The sequence below is a fragment of the Verrucomicrobiia bacterium genome (assembly GCA_035629335.1).
Lineage (GTDB): Bacteria > Patescibacteriota > Saccharimonadia > Saccharimonadales > Saccharimonadaceae > DASUUR01.
This window is the reverse complement of the sequence record DASPIB010000001.1, coordinates 374,524-398,591: the sequence shown is the minus strand read 5'-3', so window position 1 is coordinate 398,591 and position 24,068 is coordinate 374,524. Positions and strand designations below refer to the sequence as shown.

General features: G+C 48.7%; 28 protein-coding genes and 1 tRNA gene. 10 read left to right on the top strand and 19 right to left on the bottom strand.

All coding sequences use genetic code 11. The features are described from left to right. Positions 1 to 38: 38 nt before the first annotated feature. A complete protein-coding gene (locus VD907_02235) occupies positions 39 to 425 on the bottom strand; it encodes a hypothetical protein (protein ID HYG83670.1) in 387 nt (128 codons plus the stop codon). Between the two features lie 137 nt (positions 426 to 562). Here VD907_02235 and VD907_02230 point away from each other — a divergent pair, with 137 nt between their 5' ends. Genes VD907_02230 through VD907_02215 form a run of 4 tightly spaced genes read left to right on the top strand, consistent with a single transcriptional unit; the run spans position 563 to position 4,382 of the window. Further along, positions 563 to 1,828 carry a serine hydrolase domain-containing protein gene (locus VD907_02230; protein HYG83669.1) on the top strand — a complete coding sequence of 422 codons (1,266 nt, stop codon included), beginning with the start codon at positions 563 to 565 and terminating at the stop codon, positions 1,826 to 1,828. 36 nt (positions 1,829 to 1,864) lie between these two features. Beyond that, positions 1,865 to 2,926, top strand: coding sequence for a winged helix DNA-binding domain-containing protein (locus tag VD907_02225; GenBank protein HYG83668.1), 1,062 nt, complete (start codon positions 1,865 to 1,867; stop codon positions 2,924 to 2,926). 47 nt (positions 2,927 to 2,973) lie between these two features. Then, positions 2,974 to 3,753, top strand: a complete 780-nt coding sequence (locus VD907_02220) for a DUF72 domain-containing protein (protein ID HYG83667.1) — start codon at positions 2,974 to 2,976, stop codon at positions 3,751 to 3,753. 14 nt (positions 3,754 to 3,767) lie between these two features. Next, complete coding sequence (locus tag VD907_02215; protein ID HYG83666.1) at positions 3,768 to 4,382, top strand: hypothetical protein; 615 nt, start codon at positions 3,768 to 3,770, stop codon at positions 4,380 to 4,382. Position 4,383: 1 nt separating this feature from the next. Here the strand turns inward: VD907_02215 and VD907_02210 are convergent, their stop codons facing one another. Both VD907_02210 and VD907_02205 read right to left on the bottom strand, forming a co-directional pair. Continuing rightward, positions 4,384 to 5,253: an ABC transporter permease gene (locus tag VD907_02210; GenBank protein HYG83665.1), complete on the bottom strand. Its 870-nt coding sequence runs from the start codon at positions 5,251 to 5,253 to the stop codon at positions 4,384 to 4,386. Continuing rightward, positions 5,250 to 6,173 (bottom strand): ABC transporter ATP-binding protein, encoded by a 924-nt coding sequence (locus VD907_02205; GenBank protein ID HYG83664.1) that lies wholly within the window; start codon positions 6,171 to 6,173, stop codon positions 5,250 to 5,252. Before VD907_02205 ends, VD907_02210 begins: the two co-directional genes overlap by 4 nt. A gap of 102 nt (positions 6,174 to 6,275) precedes the next feature. Here VD907_02205 and VD907_02200 point away from each other — a divergent pair, with 102 nt between their 5' ends. The 4 genes from VD907_02200 to VD907_02185 all read left to right on the top strand — a co-directional run bounded on the left by VD907_02200 (position 6,276) and on the right by VD907_02185 (position 9,947). Next, complete coding sequence (locus VD907_02200) at positions 6,276 to 6,776, top strand: hypothetical protein (protein ID HYG83663.1); 501 nt, start codon at positions 6,276 to 6,278, stop codon at positions 6,774 to 6,776. Between the two features lie 284 nt (positions 6,777 to 7,060). Then, positions 7,061 to 7,303 carry an HPP family protein gene (locus VD907_02195; GenBank protein HYG83662.1) on the top strand — a complete coding sequence of 81 codons (243 nt, stop codon included), beginning with the start codon at positions 7,061 to 7,063 and terminating at the stop codon, positions 7,301 to 7,303. 27 nt (positions 7,304 to 7,330) lie between these two features. Next, positions 7,331 to 7,639, top strand: a complete 309-nt coding sequence (locus VD907_02190; GenBank protein ID HYG83661.1) for a winged helix-turn-helix domain-containing protein — start codon at positions 7,331 to 7,333, stop codon at positions 7,637 to 7,639. 76 nt (positions 7,640 to 7,715) lie between these two features. After that, on the top strand, positions 7,716 to 9,947 hold the full coding sequence (locus tag VD907_02185; protein HYG83660.1) for an excinuclease ABC subunit UvrA: 2,232 nt from the start codon (positions 7,716 to 7,718) through the stop codon (positions 9,945 to 9,947). A 68-nt stretch (positions 9,948 to 10,015) separates the two neighbouring features. Here VD907_02185 and VD907_02180 read toward each other — a convergent pair whose 3' ends face one another. The 6 genes from VD907_02180 to VD907_02155 form a co-directional block, all read right to left on the bottom strand. Further along, on the bottom strand, positions 10,016 to 10,906 hold the full coding sequence (locus VD907_02180; protein HYG83659.1) for an NUDIX domain-containing protein: 891 nt from the start codon (positions 10,904 to 10,906) through the stop codon (positions 10,016 to 10,018). Between the two features lie 78 nt (positions 10,907 to 10,984). Beyond that, positions 10,985 to 11,668, bottom strand: coding sequence for an NUDIX domain-containing protein (locus VD907_02175; protein ID HYG83658.1), 684 nt, complete (start codon positions 11,666 to 11,668; stop codon positions 10,985 to 10,987). Between the two features lie 384 nt (positions 11,669 to 12,052). Beyond that, the gene (locus VD907_02170; GenBank protein ID HYG83657.1) at positions 12,053 to 13,024 is read right to left on the bottom strand and encodes a hypothetical protein; all 972 of its coding nucleotides are present in this window, start codon (positions 13,022 to 13,024) and stop codon (positions 12,053 to 12,055) included. Between the two features lies 1 nt (position 13,025). Next, positions 13,026 to 13,361: a PadR family transcriptional regulator gene (locus VD907_02165; protein HYG83656.1), complete on the bottom strand. Its 336-nt coding sequence runs from the start codon at positions 13,359 to 13,361 to the stop codon at positions 13,026 to 13,028. A 73-nt stretch (positions 13,362 to 13,434) separates the two neighbouring features. Beyond that, positions 13,435 to 14,526 (bottom strand): ABC transporter permease, encoded by a 1,092-nt coding sequence (locus VD907_02160; protein HYG83655.1) that lies wholly within the window; start codon positions 14,524 to 14,526, stop codon positions 13,435 to 13,437. Between the two features lies 1 nt (position 14,527). After that, on the bottom strand, positions 14,528 to 15,289 hold the full coding sequence (locus tag VD907_02155) for an ABC transporter ATP-binding protein (GenBank protein HYG83654.1): 762 nt from the start codon (positions 15,287 to 15,289) through the stop codon (positions 14,528 to 14,530). Between the two features lie 292 nt (positions 15,290 to 15,581). Here VD907_02155 and VD907_02150 point away from each other — a divergent pair, with 292 nt between their 5' ends. Further along, positions 15,582 to 15,899 carry a hypothetical protein gene (locus tag VD907_02150; GenBank protein HYG83653.1) on the top strand — a complete coding sequence of 106 codons (318 nt, stop codon included), beginning with the start codon at positions 15,582 to 15,584 and terminating at the stop codon, positions 15,897 to 15,899. A gap of 210 nt (positions 15,900 to 16,109) precedes the next feature. Next, a complete protein-coding gene (locus VD907_02145) occupies positions 16,110 to 16,538 on the top strand; it encodes a DUF296 domain-containing protein (protein ID HYG83652.1) in 429 nt (142 codons plus the stop codon). Positions 16,539 to 16,698: 160 nt separating this feature from the next. Here the strand turns inward: VD907_02145 and VD907_02140 are convergent, their stop codons facing one another. From VD907_02140 to rpsP, 10 genes are all read right to left on the bottom strand, one after another. Beyond that, on the bottom strand, positions 16,699 to 17,445 hold the full coding sequence (locus VD907_02140) for a CPBP family intramembrane glutamic endopeptidase (protein HYG83651.1): 747 nt from the start codon (positions 17,443 to 17,445) through the stop codon (positions 16,699 to 16,701). 147 nt (positions 17,446 to 17,592) lie between these two features. Continuing rightward, positions 17,593 to 18,258, bottom strand: a complete 666-nt coding sequence (locus VD907_02135) for a hypothetical protein (GenBank protein ID HYG83650.1) — start codon at positions 18,256 to 18,258, stop codon at positions 17,593 to 17,595. A gap of 207 nt (positions 18,259 to 18,465) precedes the next feature. Beyond that, positions 18,466 to 18,541 (bottom strand) — tRNA-Gln (locus tag VD907_02130). An 86-nt stretch (positions 18,542 to 18,627) separates the two neighbouring features. Then, complete coding sequence (locus VD907_02125; protein ID HYG83649.1) at positions 18,628 to 19,458, bottom strand: inositol monophosphatase family protein; 831 nt, start codon at positions 19,456 to 19,458, stop codon at positions 18,628 to 18,630. 79 nt (positions 19,459 to 19,537) lie between these two features. Then, entirely contained in the window at positions 19,538 to 20,227 is a 690-nt protein-coding gene (locus tag VD907_02120) for a S26 family signal peptidase (protein HYG83648.1), read from the bottom strand. A gap of 2 nt (positions 20,228 to 20,229) precedes the next feature. After that, positions 20,230 to 20,619, bottom strand: a complete 390-nt coding sequence (sodN, locus tag VD907_02115) for a superoxide dismutase, Ni (protein ID HYG83647.1) — start codon at positions 20,617 to 20,619, stop codon at positions 20,230 to 20,232. A gap of 243 nt (positions 20,620 to 20,862) precedes the next feature. Continuing rightward, on the bottom strand, positions 20,863 to 21,585 hold the full coding sequence (gene trmD / locus VD907_02110) for a tRNA (guanosine(37)-N1)-methyltransferase TrmD (protein HYG83646.1): 723 nt from the start codon (positions 21,583 to 21,585) through the stop codon (positions 20,863 to 20,865). Further along, complete coding sequence (locus VD907_02105) at positions 21,549 to 22,943, bottom strand: aminotransferase class V-fold PLP-dependent enzyme (protein ID HYG83645.1); 1,395 nt, start codon at positions 22,941 to 22,943, stop codon at positions 21,549 to 21,551. Before VD907_02105 ends, trmD begins: the two co-directional genes overlap by 37 nt. A gap of 160 nt (positions 22,944 to 23,103) precedes the next feature. Beyond that, positions 23,104 to 23,502 carry a KH domain-containing protein gene (locus VD907_02100; protein HYG83644.1) on the bottom strand — a complete coding sequence of 133 codons (399 nt, stop codon included), beginning with the start codon at positions 23,500 to 23,502 and terminating at the stop codon, positions 23,104 to 23,106. Between the two features lie 196 nt (positions 23,503 to 23,698). Next, positions 23,699 to 24,049, bottom strand: a complete 351-nt coding sequence (rpsP, locus tag VD907_02095) for a 30S ribosomal protein S16 (protein HYG83643.1) — start codon at positions 24,047 to 24,049, stop codon at positions 23,699 to 23,701. Positions 24,050 to 24,068 lie beyond the last annotated feature (19 nt).

Here is a 24,068-nt window from a genome sequence, read left to right as displayed (position 1 = left end):
ATGGCGCTTCATCAGTCACCCTGACGAAGCGCCGTTAACTAGATTTGGTCCCTGAACAAATAGATGAGAACCTCCGTGGCGAGCGCCCGGTGCTCAGAAGCGATTGGACTCTTGCCTTGCGCTTCTCGAATCAGATCTTCAAGCTTACGGTTTTCAGCTTGAGTCTTCGCGGGTGATTTGCCATTATTGACCAGCTCGGTAATTTCTGCTGTTAGCTCGCTCAAGTCGAGCCTTCGTCGCGCAATAAGCGTTACCAGCGCATGTGTTGCCAACGCCTCGTGCAACGGCGCAAGCAGTGCATCCGTCTCGGAAACGTTCTTCTTGGATGCTTGTCGCGCTTTAGCTACCTTATCGTCTTGCGCCTTGATAAAAGCAAGGCCTTCATCCTTGTAAGCGAGCAACTTATCCAAATTCGGGTGTGCCATTATGCGCTCCGTTCCTCGGGAATCTCTATATACCATATACTAGCATACCGATTTCACCAAATTGTCACATCAAGATAATAGTTAATAAACTAGATAATTCAGGTATTATATACATAAGCATGATAAAGGAGGTGGGCATGAAGCAAAGCAAAAAACTAATCGCGCGTTTGTTTATGGGGGTTACGGCAATAGCACTTTTAGCCCAAACTCCAGTTTCGGCCTGGCACCATAATCATGAACAAAACGCCGCCCCAGACAGCCAGCTGCAGCGCGATGTTAACGCAATCCGCGATATCGGTACGGTTGGTGTACTGGCGGTTACCACCGATGACAATAAAATTACTCGCGCACGCGCCGGCACCGCTATTCGTGGCACTAGTCTGCCAGTGCCGTGGGAATCGCATTTTCGTATCGGCAGCAATACCAAAACTTTTATTGCGACCGTGCTGCTGCAGCTAGAAACCGAGGGCAAGCTTTCTTTAGATGATAGCGTTGAAAAATGGCTGCCAGGCGCGGTGGAGGGCAATGGTAATAACGGTGAGCTGGTTACAATTCGAAACTTGCTCCAACATACCAGCGGCTTGTTTGATTACACCAGCGACGAGACATTTTGGTCCACCGTCGAAACACCGCGAGCGTTTTATAAAAATCGGTTCACTAACTACAGCCCCGATCAGCTTGTCGCCGTGGCGATGCGCCATGCACCTAATTTTGCGCCAGGCACAGACTGGGAATACTCTAATACCAACTACATCTTAGCCGGCATGGTGATCGAAGCAGTTAGCGGCCGTAGCTGGGTTAAAGAAGCGAAAGAGCGCATCATTCGCCCACTTCACCTGACCGACACCGTTGAGCCGGGCACAAAACCATATTTGCCCTGGCCACATATGCGCGGCTACCAATTATTTGATACTACCGGTGTTTATACCGATACGACACTACACAACATGACCTGGGGCGGGGCGGCTGGCTCGCTTGTTTCTACCCCTCAGGATATTACCCGCTTTTTTAAGGCGCTTATGGCCGGCAAACTCCTTTCACCCGCACAGCTCGCTAAAATGCAAACCGTGGTTGAAATGGGCCCTGAGTACGAAGAAATCTGGCCTGGCGTGCGCTATGGCTTGGGTATAATGCGCTTTGACCTGCCATGTGGCGGCGTGTATTGGGGCCATGGCGGCGATGTCATTGGCTATAACAATACAAATGGGGTTACGCCCGATGGCAAGCGCAGCGCAGTAGTTGCCTCATCAACCAACACCTTTAGTGACCCAATTTTTGCTGAAAATTCAATTCGCACCACTGACACACTAGTCAAGAATGCCCTCTGTAATGAAGAGGTTTCTGAAACCGATGCGCTTACGGCATCTGGCCGCGAAGCTCTCGCTGTTAAGCAGCGGCTATAACTTTACTTCTTTGCCTCCTCACTACATACTGATAGCATGACTATTTCAGAGTTACTCGCGCTTCGTCTTTACAACCAGAGACTTCTGCACTCTGAGTTCACCACACCTGATCAAGTTGTAAAGTGGTTTGGCGCTATTCAAGCCCAAGAAATGCCCATCTCTTTTTATGCCTTTGGTCTTCGTATCCCGGGTTCTACCGAAGTCGCCATCGAACAAGCCACGACAGATAAGACTATTGTTCGCACCTGGCCGATGCGCAGCACCCTTCACTTTGTACCGGCTGATGATACCTTATGGATGACTCGCCTGCTTGGCCCGCGACAAAACCGCAAGACCGCCAGTATTTACCGTAATTTAGGCATTACAGAAGGACAGCTCAGCAAGGCACGATCTGTACTAGAAAACTCGTTATCTGAGACGCCCACACCGCGGCAGCAAGTATACGAACTCCTCGAATCTCATGGGATTGATACAAAAGGCAGTAAAGGCGCGCACCTTATGCGCTACTGGGCGCAAGAGGGACTACTGTGCCAAGGCCCTCGCAGCGGCAAACAACAAACCTTTGTCTTACTTAGGGCCTGGATACCAGACGCCGAGCAACCCAGCACCGAAGAGGCACTCGCCTTGCTTGCGCGTCGTTATTTCCAGAGCCACGGCCCAGCCACAATCCAGGATTTTATGTGGTGGAGCGGGCTCACAAAAACCGAGGCGCAACAAGGGATCGGAGCCATAAAGAACGATTTTACAAGCGAAGACATTGCTGGCAAAAACTATATCTTCTACCCACTAGTTGCACCAAAAACTCAACTGCAGCACCCTCCGTTATTGCTTCCTCCGTTTGACGAATACACCGTTGCTTACGCTGATCGCTCGGCAGTTATGGGGACAGCCGACATGAAAGCCGTCGGCTACGGTATTGACCCCAATATTATAATTAACGGGCAATCAGTTGGTCGTTGGAAGCGCGTTACCAAAGGCCGCGGCGTGGCAGTGCAGTTATCGCCCTTTCAAGAATTGAGCCCTGCCACTCACGCGGCAATTACCGCCGCCGCGCAACGCTACGCAGCTTTTATCGGTACCGATGTCAGCGTGTTCTAGCGTCATGCTCATTTGCTTTAGGGTGCGATAGAGCTACAATAAAACCTATGGCAGCAGCTATTCTTATTGGTACCTCGGGTTGGCACTACCAAGATTGGATCGGTTCTTTCTATCCCGCCGATATTATCGGCTATAATGAGCTTCGTTTTCATGCACAGCACTTTTCTACGGTTGAGAATAATTCGTCGTTTTATCGTATTGCGAGCCAAGCCACTTACCAAACCTGGGATCGAATGACACCGCCGGGGTACAAATTTTCAATTAAGCTCAATAAACTTATCACCCATTACCATCGCCTAGAGCTAACTGATGAGGTTATCGAACGCATCCAGTACATTCTTGAAACGACCGCTGTTTTAAAGGACAAACGGGGCGCAATTTTAGTACAACTGCCAGCCAGTTTCCATGTAGACATACAGCGCTTGGCTACATTTTTACATTTCTTCGCCAAAGCTGTCCGGGCTCAGGACCATCCGTTTGATATAGCGATTGAATTTCGCAACAAACAGTGGTTTACCAGCGAGACCTACGATTTGCTACGCAAATACAACGTAGCACTAACAGCCGCCCAGTCCTCACGCTATCCTGGCGTGCGCCAGCAAACTGCCGACATCGCTTATATTCGGTTTCATGGCCCAGAAAAGTTGTTCGCTTCAAGTTACAGCAACGAAGCATTAGAAGATTGGGCTAATTACATTAACAGCCTCGCCGCAACAACGCGCACTATTTACGTTTACTTTAACAATGACTTTCATGGCTACGCTATTGCCAACGCTAAAACACTTATGCAATTATTACAGGTACAGCCACCAGAAAATAAACTCTAATGTAGGACACGCTTGTGAGCAAAGAAGCACTATTTATTCCCGGACACGATACTGAAGCAAAAAAAGATTATCCAAAGACCTATGCAGCCTTAGAAGGTGCCGGCTTTAGAGTTGAACAGATTACGCCGCCCTGGGAGAAACGAGATTTTACCGCTGAAGTCACGCAGGTATCGCGCGAGTTACGGCAAAAAATCGGCCAAACCACCGTCGTTATTGCTCATTCGTACGGCGTGATGCTGGCTCTACCAGAACTAACCCGACAGCCGCGCCCGGGCATCGTGTTGGCTTCGCCAAGCCTGAACTGCGCCGAAGGCCTGGCTGATACAGCCGTCGGCGAACCGCTGCTCAAAAAAGACTATCCAGAAAGCTATGCCGCGATACAACACTATAGCCTTAACGAGCTGACCAAGCGCATTCGCACACCCCAAGAACGAGCCGCTGTTCTGGTTGGCGAAGCTGAGACTCAAAAATACCCCATTATTAAACACTTGGCAACAATAGCTGCAGCAAACTTAGGCACGGAAGTCACCTATGCCCCCAAAGCCAACCACTTTATTGATTACAACCCAAGTTATATCGAGACGGTAGTCAAAGCAGCAGACCGAATCAGCGACGCACTTCACCGCTAGCTTACAGTTTTCGCGATATCCGCGCTGTCGCTAAAATAACCGATAGTACACAAAAGCCAATCAAAATACCAATTAGCACCGCAGTCGAAAGCGTCACATTGCCGATCTGCACGCTAAAACCAAACGTATCCTTAATGCTGGCTATAGCAGCGGCGTGCCCTTGCGCCACCTCGGCTAAGGCTTGCCCCGCAAACGGCTCGCGAAGCAGCGCTGCCGCGTGAAAAAACGGCAAAGCGCTAATTGCATCTTGCACCGCAGCCGGAAGTACGCCAATCGGCACATAAATACCGGTAATAAACCCGGCGGTCGTGCCAGTGACAATACTGACCGATGAATACGCCGAGTCACTTTTTACCAGCGACGCAATCAAACTCGCAAACCCCGAAAAGACCAAACAGAATAACGCTAATAATCCCACTGTTCGCAGTACGTCACCAGTCGACAGCCATTCCACACCAGTTGCTACCAAGTACAGCTCACTGAGCCCAAAAACCAATAACGACATGCTGAACGATATTATGAAAGCTGCCCCCAAATATCCCATGATAATTTTCCAGCGCGCTACCGGCGACACGCTAAAATCTTTAAAACGGCTAGCCGCTTGGTCGGCAACAAAAATTTGCATCGCCCCAAGGCTGGTGGTAATTGGTGTCAACGTAAGAATACCGGCAAATACCCACGAATTTATAAACCCTTCAACCTCCTCGCGCGAGGCAAACGGAAATTTATCCTGCACGCTTTCGACCTGCACACTCCCTAAAAACAGAATATACAACAAGAACATCATTAATGACGCCAGCAGCGAAAAAAACACACTCGCGCGGTCGCGGAAGAATATCCGGATATTGCGCAGTATTAAACTACCAATCATAACTTATCGCCTCCTGGTTGGCCGTTTTGTGCCAGCGTTAAGAACATGTCATCCATGGTGCCGTGTAAAAACTCAAAATCTACTATTAGCGCTTCATTGGCTTTTAAAAGATTAAGAGCTGTCGCGCTATCTGGCGGATGAATAATCAGCAAGTCGTCTTTTTGCTGCAGTTCATAACCAGCCGCCCGCAATACTGGTACCAGCCGATCAGTGTCGCCTTTTAGCCGCAACTGATTACGAGTAAATTGTGCTCGTAGCGCCTGCGGCGTGCCGTGGGCAATTATACTGCCCTTATGAATCACGTAGACATCGTTCGCCCGTTCAGTTTCTTCCATATAATGAGTAGTCAGAAAAACCGTCAGGCCAGTCTGCGTCTGCAACTCGTAAATCGTGCGCCACACCGCTTCGCGGCTCTGCGGATCAAGCCCTGCAGTTGGCTCATCTAAAAACAATATCTGCGGATTATGGAGTAGTGCCCGAGCAATATCTACCCGACGTTTTTGGCCGCCCGACAGCGTACCATACGGCTTTTTCAGAAAATCAGTCAGCCCAATTCGCTCCGCTAGTTCATTGATTCGTTCGGTGGTATATTTTTGACTTAATTTATATAATGCTGCCCGGCTCTGTAAATTTTCAAGCACGCTCAGTAGTGGATCCAGCACTGAATACTGAAATACCACCCCGATGGCTCGTCGTATGGCATCATTTTCTTGGCCTAAAACGTGCCCAGCCACAGTCACCTCGCCGCTAGTGGGGGCAAGCGCAGTGGTCAAACAGCTTATAGTAGTGGTTTTTCCAGCGCCGTTTGTTCCAAGGAAAGCAAAAATCGAGCCTTTTTTTACTGTAAAAGAGATATTATTAACAGCGGTGTACTGGCCGTATTTCTTTACGAGATTCGAAACGATAATGTCATGGTTCATTTTTATGGGTTAATGATAGCATACTACTTCTTTAATTACAGCTTGAAACGTTCATCGTTACGTTGTATGCTATAAGAACCGCTTACTTCATCTGGAGGAAAAGTGAGTAGTCGCTGGGAATTCGATAGACAATCAGGCGAACTGACAGTTCGTCGCTTGAAAAAAAGTTTCGCTCCTGGGGCCTTGCCCGACAGCCCGCATATTTCTTCGATTAAAATAGTCGGGAACGCTAAAACTATTGCAATTCAGCTTAATCTAGAACCCGACGGCAAAGCCAGAGGCCTTGCGGCGGCTGGAGTCATCTCAACGCTTATATTGTTGGCTCAGCATGGCTACCTTGACACGGCTCAGAATGTAGCCAAATCAAATGAAGATACCGGCGTTATTAGGTTCATTTTCGATCAGCTCCCAATTCAGCTACCACATATAATCCTAAGAGGTCTAAGCATCTTCCGCAATGTGGATGTTGTGATTGGCGAACGAACGGTTACCATTGGACCTCAGATCGCGGGCGATATTGCATCGGTAAATAAGGCCGCAAGCGACCTTTGGGATCTCTTGCGAAAATATAAGGTAGTTGCCAAGAGCTATCCGCAGCATTAAACAAAGTGCTCGTTGACACACGTAGCGTCCGGACTCGATCGTCTATCCGTGAAACGCCAATACACTGAAAAGTGCACACAGAGGATCACGGCATCATAGAGGGACGCCGCCCGATCAGCAAGCACGCAGGTTGTGCTTGACGCCACTCAGGAGTCAAGCACAACCTATTTTTATAATCAGTCAGTTTTAAGCTATTAATCCATCGCTAGTCGTTGCGGCTGCCTACATTACGGCGCTCCGGCTATACCAGGCATGCAACCACACAGTGTTATACCCGAATAGCCATGCTGCTTGGACCTTCACTATGGGCGCTAGCGATAGCCGCTAGCATAGCAATCTTTGTTATGAATAAACTGCGGTTATTTCATATTCCAGCCGTGGCAACCAGCGCTGTGGCTGTTTTGGTACAGCCAGTCTCGCCAATCGTATTTATGCTGGGCGTGCTTATGGGAAGCATGTTGGTCGTAGCTGTTGCCGCACTAGCTTCCAGAATGACTAAAAAACTTACTTATCCTCTTTTTTGGTAAATAAACCGGGGTGGTATACTTATTGATATGAATCTTGTCCACCCTGATATTGCTACCGTTACCCTGGAAGATGTGCTGTATGCCTTAAGCGATTCGGTGCGCCTGCAAATCGTCAAGGCACTGCATACCGCCGAGCAGCCGCTTACCTGCACCGAAGCCGCTAAAAGCATTGAGGGTTTAGCAATTTCAACCCGCTCGCACAGTTTTAAAATTCTTCGAGAACGTGGGGTTATATACTCGCGGCAGCAAGGCAGAGAATGCTACAGCACCGTACGGCTCGAAGAACTTGAACAGCGCTTTCCAAAAGTCGTATCGACAATTCTTCAGCTACAGTAATTCGCTCCACAGTAAGCCAAGCCACTATGTATGGTACACTTTTATAGATATCATCAGCAGCTATCGGAGGGGGTAAATGGAATATATTGAGATTATCGGCGCACGCGAAAATAACCTGAAAAATGTTTCATTAAAAATTCCTAAGCGTAAAATTACCGTTTTTACGGGCGTTTCCGGCTCGGGAAAATCTTCGATCGTATTTGATACGATTGCCACCGAAGCCCAGCGGCAGCTCTACGAAAACTTCAGTATGTTTATTCGTAACTTTTTACCGCGCTACCCGCAGCCCGATGCCGATGCAATTGAAAACTTATCGATGGCAATTATTGTTGATCAAAAGCGGCTCGGCGGCGGGTCGCATTCTACCGTGGGCACGATTACCGATATCAACCCGGTGCTCAGATTATTATTCTCTCGTGTGGCGACACCGGAAGTGGGCGCTTCAAACTATTTCTCGTTTAACGACCCGCACGGCATGTGCCCGGAATGTAGCGGGCTCGGCAAAAAAATGACGATTAAAACCGATGGTTTTATTGATATGTCCAAATCGTTGAACGAAGGAGCGATCCAGGTGCCGTTTTTTGCCACCTGGGAAAATAACTCGTACAAATCGACCGGCTTCTTTGACAACGACAAAAAACTGGCCGACTACACTACCGAAGAACTCGACTTACTATTGCACGGCAAAGATCGCACCTACAAGCTACAAATTGGCGAAGGCACCATGAATGCGCGCTTTGTTGGCGTGCTCGAAAAAATTACCCAAGCCTACATTAAACGCGATATTAAAACCCTCTCTGCCCGCACGCAAAAAACCGTAGCGCCGTATCTTAAATATGCTGAATGCCCGCTATGCCATGGTGCACGGCTCAACCAGCAGGCATTGGCTGCTAAAATTAATGGTCGAAACATCGCTGATATGACGGCGATGGAAGTTGGGAAATTAATTCCACTACTGCAGGAGATTACCGAACCAATTGCAAAAAGCATGGTCGAAACACTCACCCAACGCCTGCAGCACATGGTGGATATTGGCCTCGGCTATTTAAGCCTGAACCGCGAAACTGATACCCTTTCGGGTGGTGAATCGCAGCGTATAAAAATGGTCAAACACCTCAGTAGCAGTTTAATAGACGTGACGTATATCTTTGATGAGCCAAGTGTCGGCTTGCACCCGCGCGACGTGCATCGGTTAAATGAATTGCTGGTTAAGCTCCGGGATAAGGGCAATACCGTCCTTGTGGTCGAACACGATCCAGATGTTATTAAAATTGCCGATCATATTGTTGATGTCGGCCCACTCGCCGGCACTAAAGGCGGCACTATTATGTTTGAAGGTAGCTACAGCGAACTGCTTCACGCTGATACTTTAACAGGGCGACACTTACAACAAGCATTGCCAATCAAAGGCGAATTCCGGAAGCCAATCAGCACCTTGCCCATAAAAAACGCCTCGCTCAATAACCTGCAAGATGTCAGCGTGACTATTCCTACGGGCGTTATGACGGTCGTCACCGGGGTAGCTGGTTCTGGTAAAAGCTCGTTAATTAACCAGGTATTTCTGCGACAATACCCCCATGCGGTGGCAATTGATCAATCGGGCATCGGTGCCAACCGGCGCGGCAACCCAGCTACTTACACTGGCATCATGGATGACATCCGGAAGGCTTTTGCGCGCGCCAATGCGGTTGATGCCGGTTTGTTTAGCTTTAACTCAAAAGGCGCCTGCGACAATTGCCAAGGAGCCGGAGTTGTGTATACCGATCTGGCATTTTTAGACGGCGTGAAAACACCCTGTGAAGTCTGTGGCGGCAAACGTTTCAAAGAAGAAGTGCTGCGTTACACTTTAAACGGTAAGTCAATTAGCGACGTCCTGGAACTAACCATCACTAGTGCGCTCGATTATTTTGACCAGAAGGAGATTGTTCGCAAATTACAAACCCTTTACGACGTAGGGGTGGGTTATTTAACACTTGGCCAACCGCTTAACACGCTTTCGGGCGGGGAATGTCAGCGTATTAAGCTCGCCAGCGAACTCCACAAGCAGGGCAATATTTATGTACTTGACGAACCAACCACCGGGCTGCATATGTCGGATATTACCCACCTGCTGGAAATCATGAACCGCTTGGTTGACACTGGCAATACCGTGGTGGTAATCGAGCACAATCTCGATATTATCCGTAATGCCGACTGGATTATTGACATGGGCCCAGAAGGCGGCAGTCGCGGCGGAAAAGTGATGTTTGAGGGCACGCCACTCGAGCTAAAAGCTGCCAAGCATTCGATTACTAGTGCCTATTTGTAGATATAATAAATAACTTTTGAAAATTATGCGGGGCTACCAGTTTGTACTGATACCCCCGGTGTCCCGATTTACCTCACCGACTGCTGGTGGAAGTGCTGGATAATCTTGAAGTGGGTCTTGATGAAGCGATCCTCAGCAAGCAGCTTCCTGATTTCCTCGAAGGTCCGCCACTCTGCCGTCACGGCTTCCTTGCTATCTGGCTGAAGCTCTACGCCCTCGAGCGCAGGGTTGTCAGTGCTTCGTGCAAAGGTGAACCATTCTTCGCCCCAGGCGTGAAGTGTATCGGCCTTGCCGCCCTTGGGCCAGGAGATCACCTCCTGCAGCTGGAGCTTACCAAGCGAAGCTCGAACGATACCAGCTTCTTCCTTGGCTTCCCTAAAAGCAGTGTCTTGGGTATTCTTGCCTAGCTCGCAGTGCCCACCAGGGACACTGTACTCAATCTCGCCGTTACGCCTTACCCCCACGATGGCATAGGTGATCAGTTCGTTATACTGACGCTGTTCAATGCGCTGCAGGATCAGGTTGCCAATGCGCTGCGGACCATAGCGGTAATACTTGCCGGGCCCGGTGTACATGCCGATCTTCGGGTGAGTCAGTACCTGCTCCGCGCGCGGATGCAGGGGCCGGCCCGTCGTATCGACCAACAAGCCCAGCTTGCGCCACTCCGCTACCCTCTTCTCTGGGAGAGGCTGTTCCCTTGTGACAATCACATCCATCTCTGAAGATCGCCGCATACGTGTTGCAGCGCCATAGGTATCGGCAAAATGCGGACCACCGTCAGGAATATCAATCCGATTATCGTGCTTTCGAGCATCGTTCAGCAGCTGTCGCCATACCTCTGGCTTATACTGCAAGCGGTTTTCACGCGGCGGGTATCCTTTAACGGGCTGTTTGCCGATAAGCTCTGTAGCCTCGCTTGACGTAAGCTTTGGCATATCCCGGTAGCTGACGGTCATCATCTCACCTCTCTTTGTATCGAAGACAACGCCTTAGTATAGCAAAAAAGCAGGTAGCGCCAAAATGACGCCACCTTTTCACTAGCACAACCCAGCTCGCGACAAGCCGAGCTCCATCTTGGCGTCATGCGGCTCCAAGCCTGAAACGAAGCGCTTCAGCTCCACCGCCAGCACCGGAATAATAGTGATTCGTTCACCTTCCTCGGCAAGACCCTGCTGCGTATTCTTCCACCGCTCAAGATAAGCATCAAGCTCAGTCGATGAAAGCTGAGCTTTGGCCAAGAAAAAATGCGCCTCTTCCTTGATCGTTCCCGGTGAAGCTGCAACTGGCTTGCCGAGCGCCTTCAGCTTCAAGGAAGCGGGCGGCAGTCCGGTTTCCTCCGCAGCCTCGCGGCGTGCAGCTTCCTCTGCAGTTTCTTGACTATCAATACCGCCGGCAGGATTAGCCACAATCTTGGCGCGATAGAGCTCACGGTACTGCTCGGTGAAAAGTACGTAGGTGCGCTTGCCATCACTGACAGTCACCACAACATCCACCGTCGGTCGCCGAATAATGCCCTGCACGGACCACTTCTCGCCACCCACATTCACATACAAGTGGTAAATCTTGCCCTTCCAAGCATCACCATGAAGGACATTCAGCCAGTCGCCATCCGCAAGGGGAAAACCGCACTCCTCAAGAAACTCGCGCACTCTTTCGGGCGTAATCTTGACATCACTAAGTGTCAGGCTGCCATTCGGCGCGCCCTTAATCCAAATCTCCACCACAGCTCCTTAGCTCGTACGACACTTCCATAGTAGCACGCCGCACAAGAAATACCAGACGAAGCGGGTGACAGCTGCCACCTGGCAGCACTAATTGTCGCTACTGATAACGGCACCTAATTAACATAGCAGAAACGACCCTCAGCTAGCTGCTTTTATCTCTTCCATGGCTTTCATGAGCGCCTTGCCGGTCGACTATTGGGCAGTCGATGCACCTATGCCAGATAAATCGCTCGAGGAGTTCTTCCCACAGCGTAGGTAGACACGCAACAAGGTCAGGAATGCTCTTATCCCTGACCTTCAAATTTATTGCAATTGTCCGTTCTAATACTTTTATAAGCTTCCGGGTTATGGACTTTCTAAATTAAACTTCCAACTTCATAATTACCGCTTTTTATATACCCAAAGCGCCTTTATCATTTCATACAAGCTAAAGGCGATTACCATCAGACAAAAGATAATAAAAGCATTAGTCGCAATTTGCTCAACTAAACCCACGTCTCCGCCATTTTTCGCAACTGAAGCAATGAATTCATCGCTGATAAGCGGCCGTACACCAATGAGTAAGCCAAAAAGGATAATTGTTAAGCTATTAAGCACCGCAATCAACCAAACCGTCAGCTTATTCCAGACCCCGACCGCTAGCTTGACTAGTTCAACGGCTAATGATGACACCGATAGCAGAAGTAGCAGTACCAACCAAACTGGCCAAAGACTGTCAGAAAGCAGCAGGGGAACATTTGGTGCGATTGCTTGATGGATAAAGGGTATTTGCCATAAAACTCCAATTATTGCCAGGATCGACCAGACTACTCCGGCCATGGCTTCACTTTTTGGTATTTGTCGCTCTTTTGGAATTATAGGAAGTTGATCTGGCGTCCAGTCGGCGCTGATGGCTGGCTGCCGATCTTTGGATGGCTTGGCGTCAACCCGCTCAACTGCAGCAATAATTACTGTTACCCACAGAAAAATATGTATTGCAACGTTTATTGCAGCATAAGCCGCTTCGGCGAGGAGCTGGGCAATATTTCGTGTTTCTGCTAATTCTAAAACGATGACTGCTATTGCTACGGTAATTGGGACAATTAATAACAAATTTTTAAGCAAAGTAACGTAGGCGTCAAAATAGCGCGGGCCAATTAAATAACGTTTGGCATCCGTGTACTGAGCTGCGAACTTTTCAGGATCGCCCAGCTCTTGCAGCACCTGTTTTACAATGGCCTCTGTTGGCTCGTGGCCAGCTTTATCGGCCACCATAGCTTCTATGTCTGATGTCAATTCCCGCGCGACGTCTTTGCGCTGACGTTCGGGAAGCTTTCTGGTTACCGCGTACACATATCGTTCTATTACATCCATATTACTTCCTCTCCTTAAGAAGTTTTTGCATAATACCCGTCATTGCTGACCATTCGTTTACAAGTTTTCCATACAGAATTTCGCCTTCTTGGCTCAGCCAATAGTATTTACGCGGCCGCGTGTCTGCCATTTCCCACACGCTCTGTAGTACACCTTGTTTTTCCAACCGGCGCAACAAAGGGTAAAGCGTGCCGGCATCAACCGGCACACCAACTTCTTTCAAGGCCTGTAATAGTCCGTAGCCATAGTGCCGCGAGTGCAATAAACTCAGCGTCGCAACAACAATTGTGCCACGACGCAGCTCCAAAACTTGACTATCTATAAATTCATGCGACATTGCTTCTATAATACGGCGGGTGTCTCTCTATGGCAACCATCGAGAGACACCCTTAAATTTATAGGTTTTGATACTATTCCCACCGGAACGTTTTAATACCGACAACAAACACGATTAACATCCAGGCGATAATAATTGCCAGCTCAGTGCCCAAGGCCAGCAAATGCGCGCCATCAACCACAATCGAACGGATACCGTCAACAATTGGCGTCAGCGGTAAGTAAGTCGTAAGTTCTTGCAGCCACTCAGGCATCAGCGCACGCGGAATCCATAACCCACTAAAGCCAAGCGAGGTAATAAAGACGATTTGGCCGTAGACATCTGCCTGGGTTGAATTCTTCGACCAACCGCCAATAGCCAATCCGAATCCGAGCATCAGGGCTAACGAGACTAACGTGAAGATACCGAATTCAAGCCAGTTTCCGCGCATTTCAAGGTCAAAAATCGTTAGCGCCAGAATCGTCATTAAGGCTACAGCGAGCACCCCGACCACTGCATACGCCAGGATCGTGCCAAGAATCAGCTGTCGCGACTTCAGGGGCGTTACCCGCAAGCGGCGCAACACGCCCATCTTTTTATCGGCTGGAATCGCTGAAGCCACCCCAAATATACCCACCATCATAATCGCCATACCAGTGAACATTGCAAACAGGCCATCGAAGATCTTGGCTTCCTTGCCTTCAATACTGACTTTTTCTAAGGAAACCGGAAAAGAAGCTCCAAGAAGGTTTTTATTGGCCTCGCTCGATATTTTCTCCATCACGCTCATCACGATATCGCCGTTAGTTCGGTCGGCCTGATCTAGGTACACTTTTGCCTTGCCCGCCGGCTTGCCATCTTGCATAGCACCAAAGCTTGCAGGCAGCTCAATGATGGCATCGAGCTTGTTATCCCGCATATGTTGCTTGGCTTCATCAAGGCTATACTTTTTGTCGGTTTCTTTAAATACCGTGACTTTCTTTACCCCATCAGCGAAGCTTTTAGCCAACTGATGCTCAGAGTTATTAACTAGCGCAACTTTCATAGAAATATTATCGGTATTGCGCGTAAACGCTCCAAAGATAAGCAGCAGCAGCGCAGGGATAGAAAACAGCACAATCAAGGTGATCGGGTCTCGTATCACGCGCTTAAACTGCGAGACCGCCATTTGTAGAGTAGTATTCATATTAGTCTCTCAACCCTTTTCCTGTTAAGTTGATGAACACATCTTCTAGATCGGCCTGAAGGACCTCTTTTGGTTTTTTAAAGCCAGTTTCTAGAAGCTGCTTAATGAGCGCTGCCGGGCTATCCATAGCAATAATCTCGCCATTATCCATCACGGCCACGCGATCGCAGAGTAACTGTGCTTCTTCCATATAATGCGTGGTCATGACAATGGTGATACCGCGAGCTTTAATGTCCTGGATGAGCTCCCACAAATTTTGTCGCGCTTGTGGGTCAAGACCGGTTGTTGGCTCATCGAGAAATAGTACTTTCGGGGTATTAATTAACGCCGCCGCGATGCTAAAACGCTGCTTTTGGCCGCCCGAAAGCTTTTCAGGGTAATCTTTTGCTTTTTCGGTTAGATTAACGCTGGCCAGAATCTTATCAATGTCAATTGTTACGTTATAGATGCTCGCGAGCAGTTGCAGTTGCTCACGTAGATTCAGCCGTTCATAAAATGCTGTCGACTGCGTTTGTACCCCAATGATTTTTTTAATTTCGTTTGGGTGTTTTGAAACATCTATGCCATCTATAAACGCTTGGCCTTCATCGATGTGGCGCAGTGTTTCAATCATTTCGAGGGTGGTTGTTTTACCGGCACCATTTGGGCCAAGGATGCCAAATATTTCACCTTTTTTAATGGCGAAGCTTACACCCTTGACTGTGGTTTTATTGCCGTAGCGTTTTGTTAACCCTTCGGCAACAACAATAGTATCTTGCTCCATGCTTTATCCTTATATTATTTATTGAACTACGTTCTGCAACACATTATAGTGTGTAGCGCACAGTATTGCAATAGTAAAGATGTATTATTTACGTTTTCATCTGTTATTTTGAATTATTTCCTTACTATTACGGCTCCTTCAGCTTGCGCGCACAACTTATAAGGCTTTATAGCACACTGTGCCCCTATCGTCAGCGAGTATTAATATTTAATTATATATGTTATAATAATGTAACTTGCACTTCTCGCTTCAAGGGTGTACTTTAAGGTTCAACGGCAGGTTTAGGAGACAAATGCGAACCCGGCTCCTGATTATTGGTGTCGTGGCGATTTTCGTCGGCTTATTCCTACTAATCAACTCCGCTATTCCAAATAGCACTCCCGGCGTCAGCATTGTTGGGGGCAACATTGCCCGGCTGCCACAAGGTGAAGCGTTCGTCTTGACTTATCGCGACGGAAAAACTGATTATATCTGGAAAATCACCCATGATAACCAGGTGGTCAAATTCAGCTGCCTGAACTGGTTCTGCCCCGACCTCGGGTCGGTTCCCTCTGCGGGGTTGATTGCACGAAAAAGGTCGACGCCACCCTGTGGTACGACTTCTACATAACACAGCGCGCAGACGGCGTGGTAGATATACAGTGGCCCTGGGGGTGGAAGTACCGCCCAGCGTAGCCTGAAAGTGCATGGGCGCCAAAATGATGCGATTATCGAATCACTCTGGCGCCCTTTTGCATGTAACCAAAATTCGCCCGCCATGAGCTCGATCTGATCGCTGCATGTTGCTTGTGCTCTATTATTCAATTAGAATGAGCGTATCATGACATACACTTTTGATAACGATCGTTACATTTTACGCATGGAGAGGGGCGAGCAATGGACTCAAGTGTTTGCTCAATTTGTAAAAGAAACAGGCTGTCATAGCGCATGGATAAGTGGCTTTGGCGGTCTCGATGCGGTGACCATAGGCTTCTTTGAATTTGACACCAAGGACTATCGGTGGAAAGAATTTGTTCAGCCTTTAGAAATGCTTTCAATCACCGGCAGCATTTCTCTAAACGAGCAAGGCCAGCCGATGTTTCATGTCCACGGAGTATTCGGCGACAAAAGCTATCGAACAATTGGTGGTCATTTGGGCGATTTTACGATATCTGTGACGGCAGAAATTTTCATACAGCCACTTAACAAGCAGTTGCACCGTAAAATGGACGAGAAATTGCGAGTGCAGCTCCTTGATCTCACCGATTAGCGCAAAATGATGCGTGGTTAGGCAGTCAGCTCGAACCAAACCCCACCGAACTAGCTAAAAGCCGCACCTGTTTCCCTTTAAAGGATCCTGTCAGTTGTAAGGCAAATAACATGTTTCAGATGATAATCTCCGTGTGTAGCATCGATCATATGTCGAGCTACTACACTAACCCACACGTTAATACAAAGATAGCAACTCCATGCGCAATAGCCGCTGGCCAGATGCCGTGTTTTAAGCGTAGAAATGCGCATACTGCTCCTTCATACAAGGTAAATAAAAGGACGACTGGGCCAATGTCGGTCACGGTGGTCGCTAAAAATGTATGGCCGAGGGCAAATATAAATGCCGAGAGTACCGCAGCTCGCACCGGTGTGTATATCTGTTCAAAATAGCCCTGTAAATAGCCCCTAAATAGTATTTCCTCAAGCAGATTACCGACAACAATCATGACAAATAACACAGGCAACACGGCATACGCCACCTCGCCACCTCGCTCACTCAGAGGAATAGATAGAAGCGATACTACTGCTATATATGGGAACGTAATGGCGGCCGCACCAACAACACCCCATAGAATTGTGCGACCATTCAACGGCCCCCAGCACAGATATTGCTTCATACTGCGATTCATACACACAAGGCCGAGCACAATTCCTAGTAGCAGCGCGCCCATTAAGGATAGGATTGCCATGTCATCCGTAAATCTAATCCAGGGTATCAACCCATTTGCAAGCCCGAATTCCCAGAAGCCGAGTGGAGTCATAGCGTCACGTAAAAGTATAAAGCCAAATATAAGAAGCAGGATCTTTATTGCGATAGTTTTTTTATCCGCAAGCAATGCATACACCACACCAAAGATAAGTAAGCCAGGCACAATACGAAGTAAATAATCTGCAAATTCAACCATTACGCTTAAGTATGATATAGGAAGGGCTATTTCACAAGAGACTGCTGGAATATAACTGAGATTAAGTCTCTGATACCTAGCAAATTTAGACCCCAAGGCTGAATGGGGTTCAGCCTTGGGGTGACTTTTTGAACAAACGAGACGGTGTTACCCCAGTGAAACTTGAGGAAGAGGCAGTTCCCGGAGGGCGTCTAGCTCATGACCCAGTGCTGCGAGCAGGGTGTCTCGTTTTTGCGCGGAAGCTGCATGATTAGGATAGCGGTTTGCCCACTCCTGAACCGCACGTGCATACGCTTTAACCGCTTCATATCCTATCACAAGCATGACATTTGGTATCGGCTCGATCTCAGGGCGGGCAATTCTACTAGCAACATCTGGGTCGGTAGTACCCCTTATTACCCTGTGCGTCCGCAACCGGTAACCCTTTACGAGCGCATGCCGACTGTTGGTGGTGTGGTTACCTTCTGCTTTAAAGTAGTTAGGCGATGCTATAGTTATTTTCCGTGGCCTGAGTACGTCGAGCTCGCCCCGGTCTGTCCCATCAAGAAAATCAGGAAATGCAACTACAACATTCATCTGTGCGAGATTAGTGCGTACAAGTTTACTATTCTTTTCTACGTATTCTTTTACACTCGTAACGCCAGCTCGATGCGAAAGAGGCTTCGGCTGTTCATGAATAACCATCGCATGCAAAACCATTCGCTTCACAGGGTCTGCAATTGTGGCATCTACCTCCTCCAGGGCCGCTGTCTTTTTTTCAGAAGATCCATCTTCGTGAGCCTTCCAGACACGTTCATAAAGTGATGTAGTCACAAAACTATACTATCGAATTAGTAGCACAATTACTAGTTGCAGGCTGAGAATAGACTTGTGAGACAATGCGCTAACTCATCGGAAGCCAGCCTATCACCCACTCACTATGTAGTGGTGTGGAGCGGTCGTCTGTAGAAGGACCTTATATGAGCTAGTTTAAAAACATTACTGACAATGAAAAAGATTGACTTTCGTCAATCCTTTTCATGGCTGGGGCGGTAGGACTCGAACCTACGATCTCATGTGCCAGAAACATGCGCCTTACCAACTTGGCCACGCCCCAATAGCTTTTAGGATTATAGCAAAATATCTTAATTATCTCAATAAATACTGCCTGCGCCTTCTGGAAAAAAGCGCAGGCAGGCCATACTAGGAATTCATGGCGTGCTTCAGCAGCTCGTATACCCGAGTGTTATTTGCGGCGATCCATGGCTGCTTACCCGGGGCATTCTTTAGCATCGTGGCAACGCCACCGGCCTCAGTAACAATACTCCAAGCAGCAGCCACGTCGTGCAGATGGACTCCGCGAGACACAAATCCAACCACCGGTCCGGCGGGCGGCATAAAGCCTCGAAGCCGATACATCTTGAGCAGCTCGGGGTCGGCAACAGCGCACGCCTTAAATACCGCACCGTCAACACGCCAGGGCGTAAAGCCCTGAGCATTGAGGTTATTAATCAGCTTTTGCGCTTCGGGGGTCTTCTTGACAGTAACCAATACCGTACCCTTGGTGGGCTGGCTGTCAAGGCTAAGCCGCTCCTGGCTCTTCCGCACCGTGCGGAACGCACCGCTACCCTTGCTAGCTGAATAAATAACCGGCTCCCCGCCGAGCAGCGGCAGCCCCACAACACCAACCACTGGCTCCTTATTCCACAGGCCAATCGATGGGCCGGCTAGCGACACTCGTGGCCGCCTACTTTGCCCAGCAATCAAGTCGTGCGTGCCATCAACCGGATCAAGAACAACAATGCCATTGTCGCCATACTTTGCGGTACTGCCATCTTCTTCACTTAGCACTCGGAGATGCCGATAAAGTCCAACCACCATTTCGCTCACTGCATCGTCAAGCGGAGTCTTTTTGGTGCCATCGGACTTAGTGATTACGGTTAGCTTTCCCTTGTGAAAGACATCCTCAATCAGCTCGTTGCAATTGCGGATAACTCCTCGTGCAAAGTGCAGCTCGTCGCTCAGGGAACGCATGTTGCACCCTTTCGTAGTAGGTGCCTTAATTATATCTTATTTTACAGAATACCACTCGACGTTCACTGTAAAACCCATGTCAACTTTTCAGCTTTGTTACCGACAAACACGCCAGCAACGCGATCAGTAGCACAGCAGCAAAATAGACTATGCCGTGGGGAATAATCGAAAACCCTCCAAATAACGCGACTTCGTGCGAACTGCTGGCAGCCATGCCGAGCCACAGGCAAGCTGTTATAAGACCAAGCGCCGCGCTGATTCTTCGAAATGCCCTGCTAAGCGGTAGCGCAAGTACGTACGGCAGTGCAAATACTTCTATGGTGACGATACTAGCCGCAAGCACAATCCCGCCATCAGGCGATAGGGTAAACTGTCGTTCAAGAATACCGCTGAACTCTTCGAAAGTTGCCAGTTGGGTCACCGCCATGCCAGTTAAAAACACGGCGTATAGGGCGATAGCTTTAGCGCGAAAGCTCCGCAGCGAGTAATCCACTGTTTCAGGGCCAGGTAGATGCGCCACTACTGTGCCCTGAATATCTTTTTCACGTATCGGGCCGTGTTCTCGGCTGTCGGTACTTTCGAGCCGGTTATCGCCTACCAAAAAGTAGCCGCGCGCATCATGCCTCTCAACCCTCTTGAGCACTTCCCTGCCGGCTAGCTTCGCCACTACTACTTCGCCAACCTCAGGCAGTCGACGCTTCACCACCACCACCGCCCCCGGGCGAAACCGTGGCACCATGCTGTTGCCTTTGACGCGCCTGAAAAACATGGCTATTTCTGTGAATCAGCGAAGAGGTGCACGACTTTATGCACCATATCATTTAACGCCTCCGCTTCTTCCAGGCTTACTGTTTGCTTGGTTTTACCGGCTTGCTTGGCAGTTTTCCACAAAATGTCGTGCAGATCAGGAAATTGCTCAAGATGTTCGGGCTTAAAATAATCACTCCATAAAATATAGACTTGCTCTTTGACTTTTTGGGCATGTTCTTCTTTGATTTTTACAGCCCGCACGAAGGTATTGTATTTTTCAACAGAATCAAGTTCTCCAAGTGCCGCAATTTTTTCCATCATTCGCTTAACGGTAGCCGCCGCGTGGCGCAAAGTATCGGTTTCATAAATGCCGCAGGGAAGGTCGCAGTGGGCTTCAACATCTTTAAACATGAACGTCTCCTTGTTAGGTTCATAGTAATTATACCGCAGATTGCTCAATTAAGACGTGATCATACCGCTCACATCCACTTTTGTTACTAAAATGGCGCAAAAAATGCTTGAGCTTAAGATGAATTTAATGTATAATAAAGGGAAGCGAATGCAATAAACAAACACTCAAAAACGGTGCAGCTCGCTCTACGATATCCACCACAACACGCTGTTAGCTCAGGTTAAGCCTGAGCTTTTGGCGTTTTATTGGGTTTTTTTTGACTGTTCTTGGCGCCATTTTGCAATATCGGCGTGGTTGCCACTTAAAAGCACTTCGGGCACCTTTAGGCTGCGAAATTCTGCCGGCCGTGTGTACTGAGGAAATTCCAGCGTTTCGCCGTCACTAAAGCTTTCGATTTCGGCACTAGTTTCGCCCCCTAAGACGCCAGGCATGAGCCGAACAATACTATCAATAATAGTCATGGCCGGTAGCTCACCGCCAGTTAAAACATAATCACCAACTGAATACTGAGCTTCAACTACCGCAGTGATCCGCTCATCGTAGCCTTCGTAGCGGCCACATATGAATATCAGTCCATTAGTTGCTTTAGCGTGCTGCACCGCCTCCGCCTGCGCCCACCGTTTGCCGCGCGGAGTCATTAAAAGTACTTGTGCTGTGGGGTCAGTGGCTTTGGCCGCTTCAACTGCCGCAAATAGCGGTTCAGGTTTGAGTAGCATGCCGTCACCACCACCGTAGGGCGTGTCGTCTACCTGCCGCCGTGGGCCCAAACCAAAAGTCCGCAGGTCAATGGTTTCAAACTGTACCACTCCTTGGTTTTGCGCCTTCCACATCATACTGGCGTTCAACACGCCCAAAAACATGTCCGGGAACAGCGTAATAACTTGGATTTTTCGTGGTGATACTTGCATAGCTTCAATAATACTGTATTTTAGTCGGTTTTTCGTAATAATTGCGGCAATTGCCATTCTTCCACTCTGGGGCGCTGCTTCAAGAAGTATTCGCCCGAGGTTGACTCTTGCTGGTAGCGCGAAATATCAATGCCGTTTTCTTGTATATCTCTTAGCGCACCAACCAAACAATCGACATCGTAAAAATTACTAAATATCCCAAAACTAGCACGCACCATGCCCGGAACCGAGCGTTTATCCCCCGCTTCCAAGGACCGAACCGTTTCAGCGAACTCTAATTGCCCCACTCCCAAAAGCCGCGTCACATACGGATGCGCACAGAAGCAGCCATTTCGCACACTAATATGATGCTGGTAGCCGAGTTCGGCAGCAACCAATTGATGCGAGATGCCCTCTAAATTAAAAGGCAGTACTCCCACCCGCGAGGCTGTTTGTTCGGGCTGAGTATCACCATAAAGTTGCAGGCCTTCAATAGTGGCTAGTTTACCCAGGGCATAAGCAGTCAGGGTTGCTTCGTGGTGGGCAACTTTTTCCATACCAACACCCTCAAGCACGCGTGCCGCTGCGGCAAAAGCCGCCGCTCCTAATGCGTTGGGCGTTCCGGCTTCAAAACGATCCGGCAGCTCGGCCCAGCTCACGGCTGTATCGGTCACGACTTTGATCGTACCGCCGCCACTGAGTGGCGGGCGAGTCCCGGTGAGGTATCGTTTTTTACCAATCAGGGCGCCGGAGCCAAGCGGAGCGTACATTTTGTGGGCCGAAACTGCTAGGAAGTCAATACCGAGTGCTGACATATCAATCGGTCGATGTGGCGCTAGCTGGGCGGCATCTACCGCAACTAAGGCATCAGCAGCGTGAGCCTGCTGCGCGATTGAAGCCACATTCGGCATGATCCCAGTGACGTTCGAGGCACCCGACACCGCTACCAACTTTATTTTTCCGGCGTAGCGCACCAAAAGCTCCTCAAAGTGCGCTTCATCAAACCGTCCATCCACATCTACTTCAACATATTGCACGTTGGCCCCGGTGTGCCGCCACGGAAGGTCGTTGCTATGGTGGTCCATGACCGAGCGAATGATGACGTCTTCTCGATCGAATGTGAGCGCTTGCGCCAGAAGATTGATTGCTTCGGTAGTGTTTTTAGTAAATATTACCGTATCAGTTTCGGCATCAGCCCCAAAGAATTCCCCAATTATCTCGCGCGAGCGTTCATAAACTTCAGTCGAAATTCGAGCATTTTCACCCGCTCCTCGGTGCACCGACCCATACGAATCTAAAAGTTCAGTAACCGTTTCCTGGACCGCCGCAAAGGCCGGAGTAGTCGCAGCGTTATCCAGTAAAATTGACCGTTCACGATTGACGCCCACCATTTGTGGCATCCCCTCAAGCGACTGAGCGTTACTTTGTTCAAACATATCCCTCCGTAACTGCCGCTTTTTTACTTATTCAAGAACCACAAAACCCGCCGTTGTGGCGGGGTTTGTAGACAAATAAAGCTCTCAACTTTATAAATATAACGTTGCTCGCATAAGCTTTTTTGGTTCTCGCAGAATTTTGTGCTTCGAACTAATAGAATTATATATCGAGATCGTCGAGATCTGCAAGTTCTTTTCGGGTCTTTTTTGTGAGGTCAGATTCGTTTTCCACAGGACCAGCGTCAGAGTTTTGCACAGCCTGGTCGTCGGTATGGTCTGATGATGTAGTATAGCTTTGGTTCGGGTCGTCGTTATTAACAATTTTTAGGTTATAACGGGCATCATTTTTTGTACCGAGTGCCCTTAGAAGCGTGCGTAAGCTTTGCGCAGTGACCCCACGCTTGCCGATCACGCGGCCAAGATCATCGGGGTGGACAGTCAGCTCCAATAACACCCCCTTTTCGTCGATTCGCCGCTCGACGACCACATCGTCGGGATTCCCCACGAGTGATTTAACGATATATTCGATAAATTGCTGATCTATTGTAGCCGTAGACATGCCGCCCCTCTTTCAGTCTTTCAAAATTTATATCGTTGTTACATTATACCATGAGCAATATAAACTAGTGATTATAATTGCAGAAAATAACCTACCCCTAATTATTGGCGCAGTGCAGTGTGCCTTCAGATAAGCTGTAGTACTAAAAACTCCCGCTCAAACGGCGGGAGCATTTATAAGAGCAAATGCAGCTAACTTAAGCTTCGGCTTCAGTTTCAGCCGGAGCTTCTTCTTTAGGCTGATTTTTGCGCAACTTTTCTGGGTTGCGCAGCTTGCCTTCCTTTTTGTCGGCTTGTTTTACCCAGGCAGGCATGTCAATTTTAGCTTCCTGAATTAAACGTACCACTCGAGGTGTTGGCTGAGCACCATTTTTTAGATAAAAACTAACTTTTTCAGCGTCAAGTTTTGATTCTTTAGTGTGCGGGTTGTAGTTTCCTACATAGGCGACAACACGACCACTTGATGGGTGGCGCTGTGCCTCTTGAACGGCGACACGATACACTGGGTACCCTTTGCGGCCGAGACGTTGCAAACGAATTGCGAGCATACTTACTTTAGTTCCCTTT

Excerpts from the sequence above, each read along its gene's own strand:
- VD907_02180 (HYG83659.1), bottom strand. The coding sequence starts at position 10,906 with ATGATGACCGTCAGCTACCGGGATATGCCAAAGCTTACGTCAAGCGAG.
- VD907_02120 (HYG83648.1), bottom strand. The coding sequence starts at position 20,227 with ATGTTTTTCAGGCGCGTCAAAGGCAACAGCATGGTGCCACGGTTTCGC.
- VD907_02235 (HYG83670.1), bottom strand. The coding sequence starts at position 425 with ATGGCACACCCGAATTTGGATAAGTTGCTCGCTTACAAGGATGAAGGC.
- VD907_02210 (HYG83665.1), bottom strand. The coding sequence starts at position 5,253 with ATGATTGGTAGTTTAATACTGCGCAATATCCGGATATTCTTCCGCGAC.
- VD907_02140 (HYG83651.1), bottom strand. The coding sequence starts at position 17,445 with ATGGTTGAATTTGCAGATTATTTACTTCGTATTGTGCCTGGCTTACTT.
- rpsP (HYG83643.1), bottom strand. The coding sequence starts at position 24,049 with ATGCTCGCAATTCGTTTGCAACGTCTCGGCCGCAAAGGGTACCCAGTG.
- VD907_02125 (HYG83649.1), bottom strand. The coding sequence starts at position 19,458 with ATGCGTTCCCTGAGCGACGAGCTGCACTTTGCACGAGGAGTTATCCGC.
- VD907_02150 (HYG83653.1), top strand. The coding sequence starts at position 15,582 with ATGCGAACCCGGCTCCTGATTATTGGTGTCGTGGCGATTTTCGTCGGC.
- VD907_02230 (HYG83669.1), top strand. The coding sequence starts at position 563 with ATGAAGCAAAGCAAAAAACTAATCGCGCGTTTGTTTATGGGGGTTACG.
- VD907_02165 (HYG83656.1), bottom strand. The coding sequence starts at position 13,361 with ATGTCGCATGAATTTATAGATAGTCAAGTTTTGGAGCTGCGTCGTGGC.
- VD907_02185 (HYG83660.1), top strand. The coding sequence starts at position 7,716 with ATGGAATATATTGAGATTATCGGCGCACGCGAAAATAACCTGAAAAAT.
- VD907_02220 (HYG83667.1), top strand. The coding sequence starts at position 2,974 with ATGGCAGCAGCTATTCTTATTGGTACCTCGGGTTGGCACTACCAAGAT.
- VD907_02105 (HYG83645.1), bottom strand. The coding sequence starts at position 22,943 with ATGTTTGAACAAAGTAACGCTCAGTCGCTTGAGGGGATGCCACAAATG.
- VD907_02155 (HYG83654.1), bottom strand. The coding sequence starts at position 15,289 with ATGGAGCAAGATACTATTGTTGTTGCCGAAGGGTTAACAAAACGCTAC.
- VD907_02225 (HYG83668.1), top strand. The coding sequence starts at position 1,865 with ATGACTATTTCAGAGTTACTCGCGCTTCGTCTTTACAACCAGAGACTT.
- VD907_02195 (HYG83662.1), top strand. The coding sequence starts at position 7,061 with ATGCTGCTTGGACCTTCACTATGGGCGCTAGCGATAGCCGCTAGCATA.
- VD907_02160 (HYG83655.1), bottom strand. The coding sequence starts at position 14,526 with ATGAATACTACTCTACAAATGGCGGTCTCGCAGTTTAAGCGCGTGATA.
- VD907_02145 (HYG83652.1), top strand. The coding sequence starts at position 16,110 with ATGACATACACTTTTGATAACGATCGTTACATTTTACGCATGGAGAGG.
- VD907_02170 (HYG83657.1), bottom strand. The coding sequence starts at position 13,024 with ATGGATGTAATAGAACGATATGTGTACGCGGTAACCAGAAAGCTTCCC.
- VD907_02190 (HYG83661.1), top strand. The coding sequence starts at position 7,331 with ATGAATCTTGTCCACCCTGATATTGCTACCGTTACCCTGGAAGATGTG.
- VD907_02100 (HYG83644.1), bottom strand. The coding sequence starts at position 23,502 with ATGTCTACGGCTACAATAGATCAGCAATTTATCGAATATATCGTTAAA.
- sodN (HYG83647.1), bottom strand. The coding sequence starts at position 20,619 with ATGTTTAAAGATGTTGAAGCCCACTGCGACCTTCCCTGCGGCATTTAT.
- VD907_02205 (HYG83664.1), bottom strand. The coding sequence starts at position 6,173 with ATGAACCATGACATTATCGTTTCGAATCTCGTAAAGAAATACGGCCAG.
- trmD (HYG83646.1), bottom strand. The coding sequence starts at position 21,585 with ATGGCAATTGCCGCAATTATTACGAAAAACCGACTAAAATACAGTATT.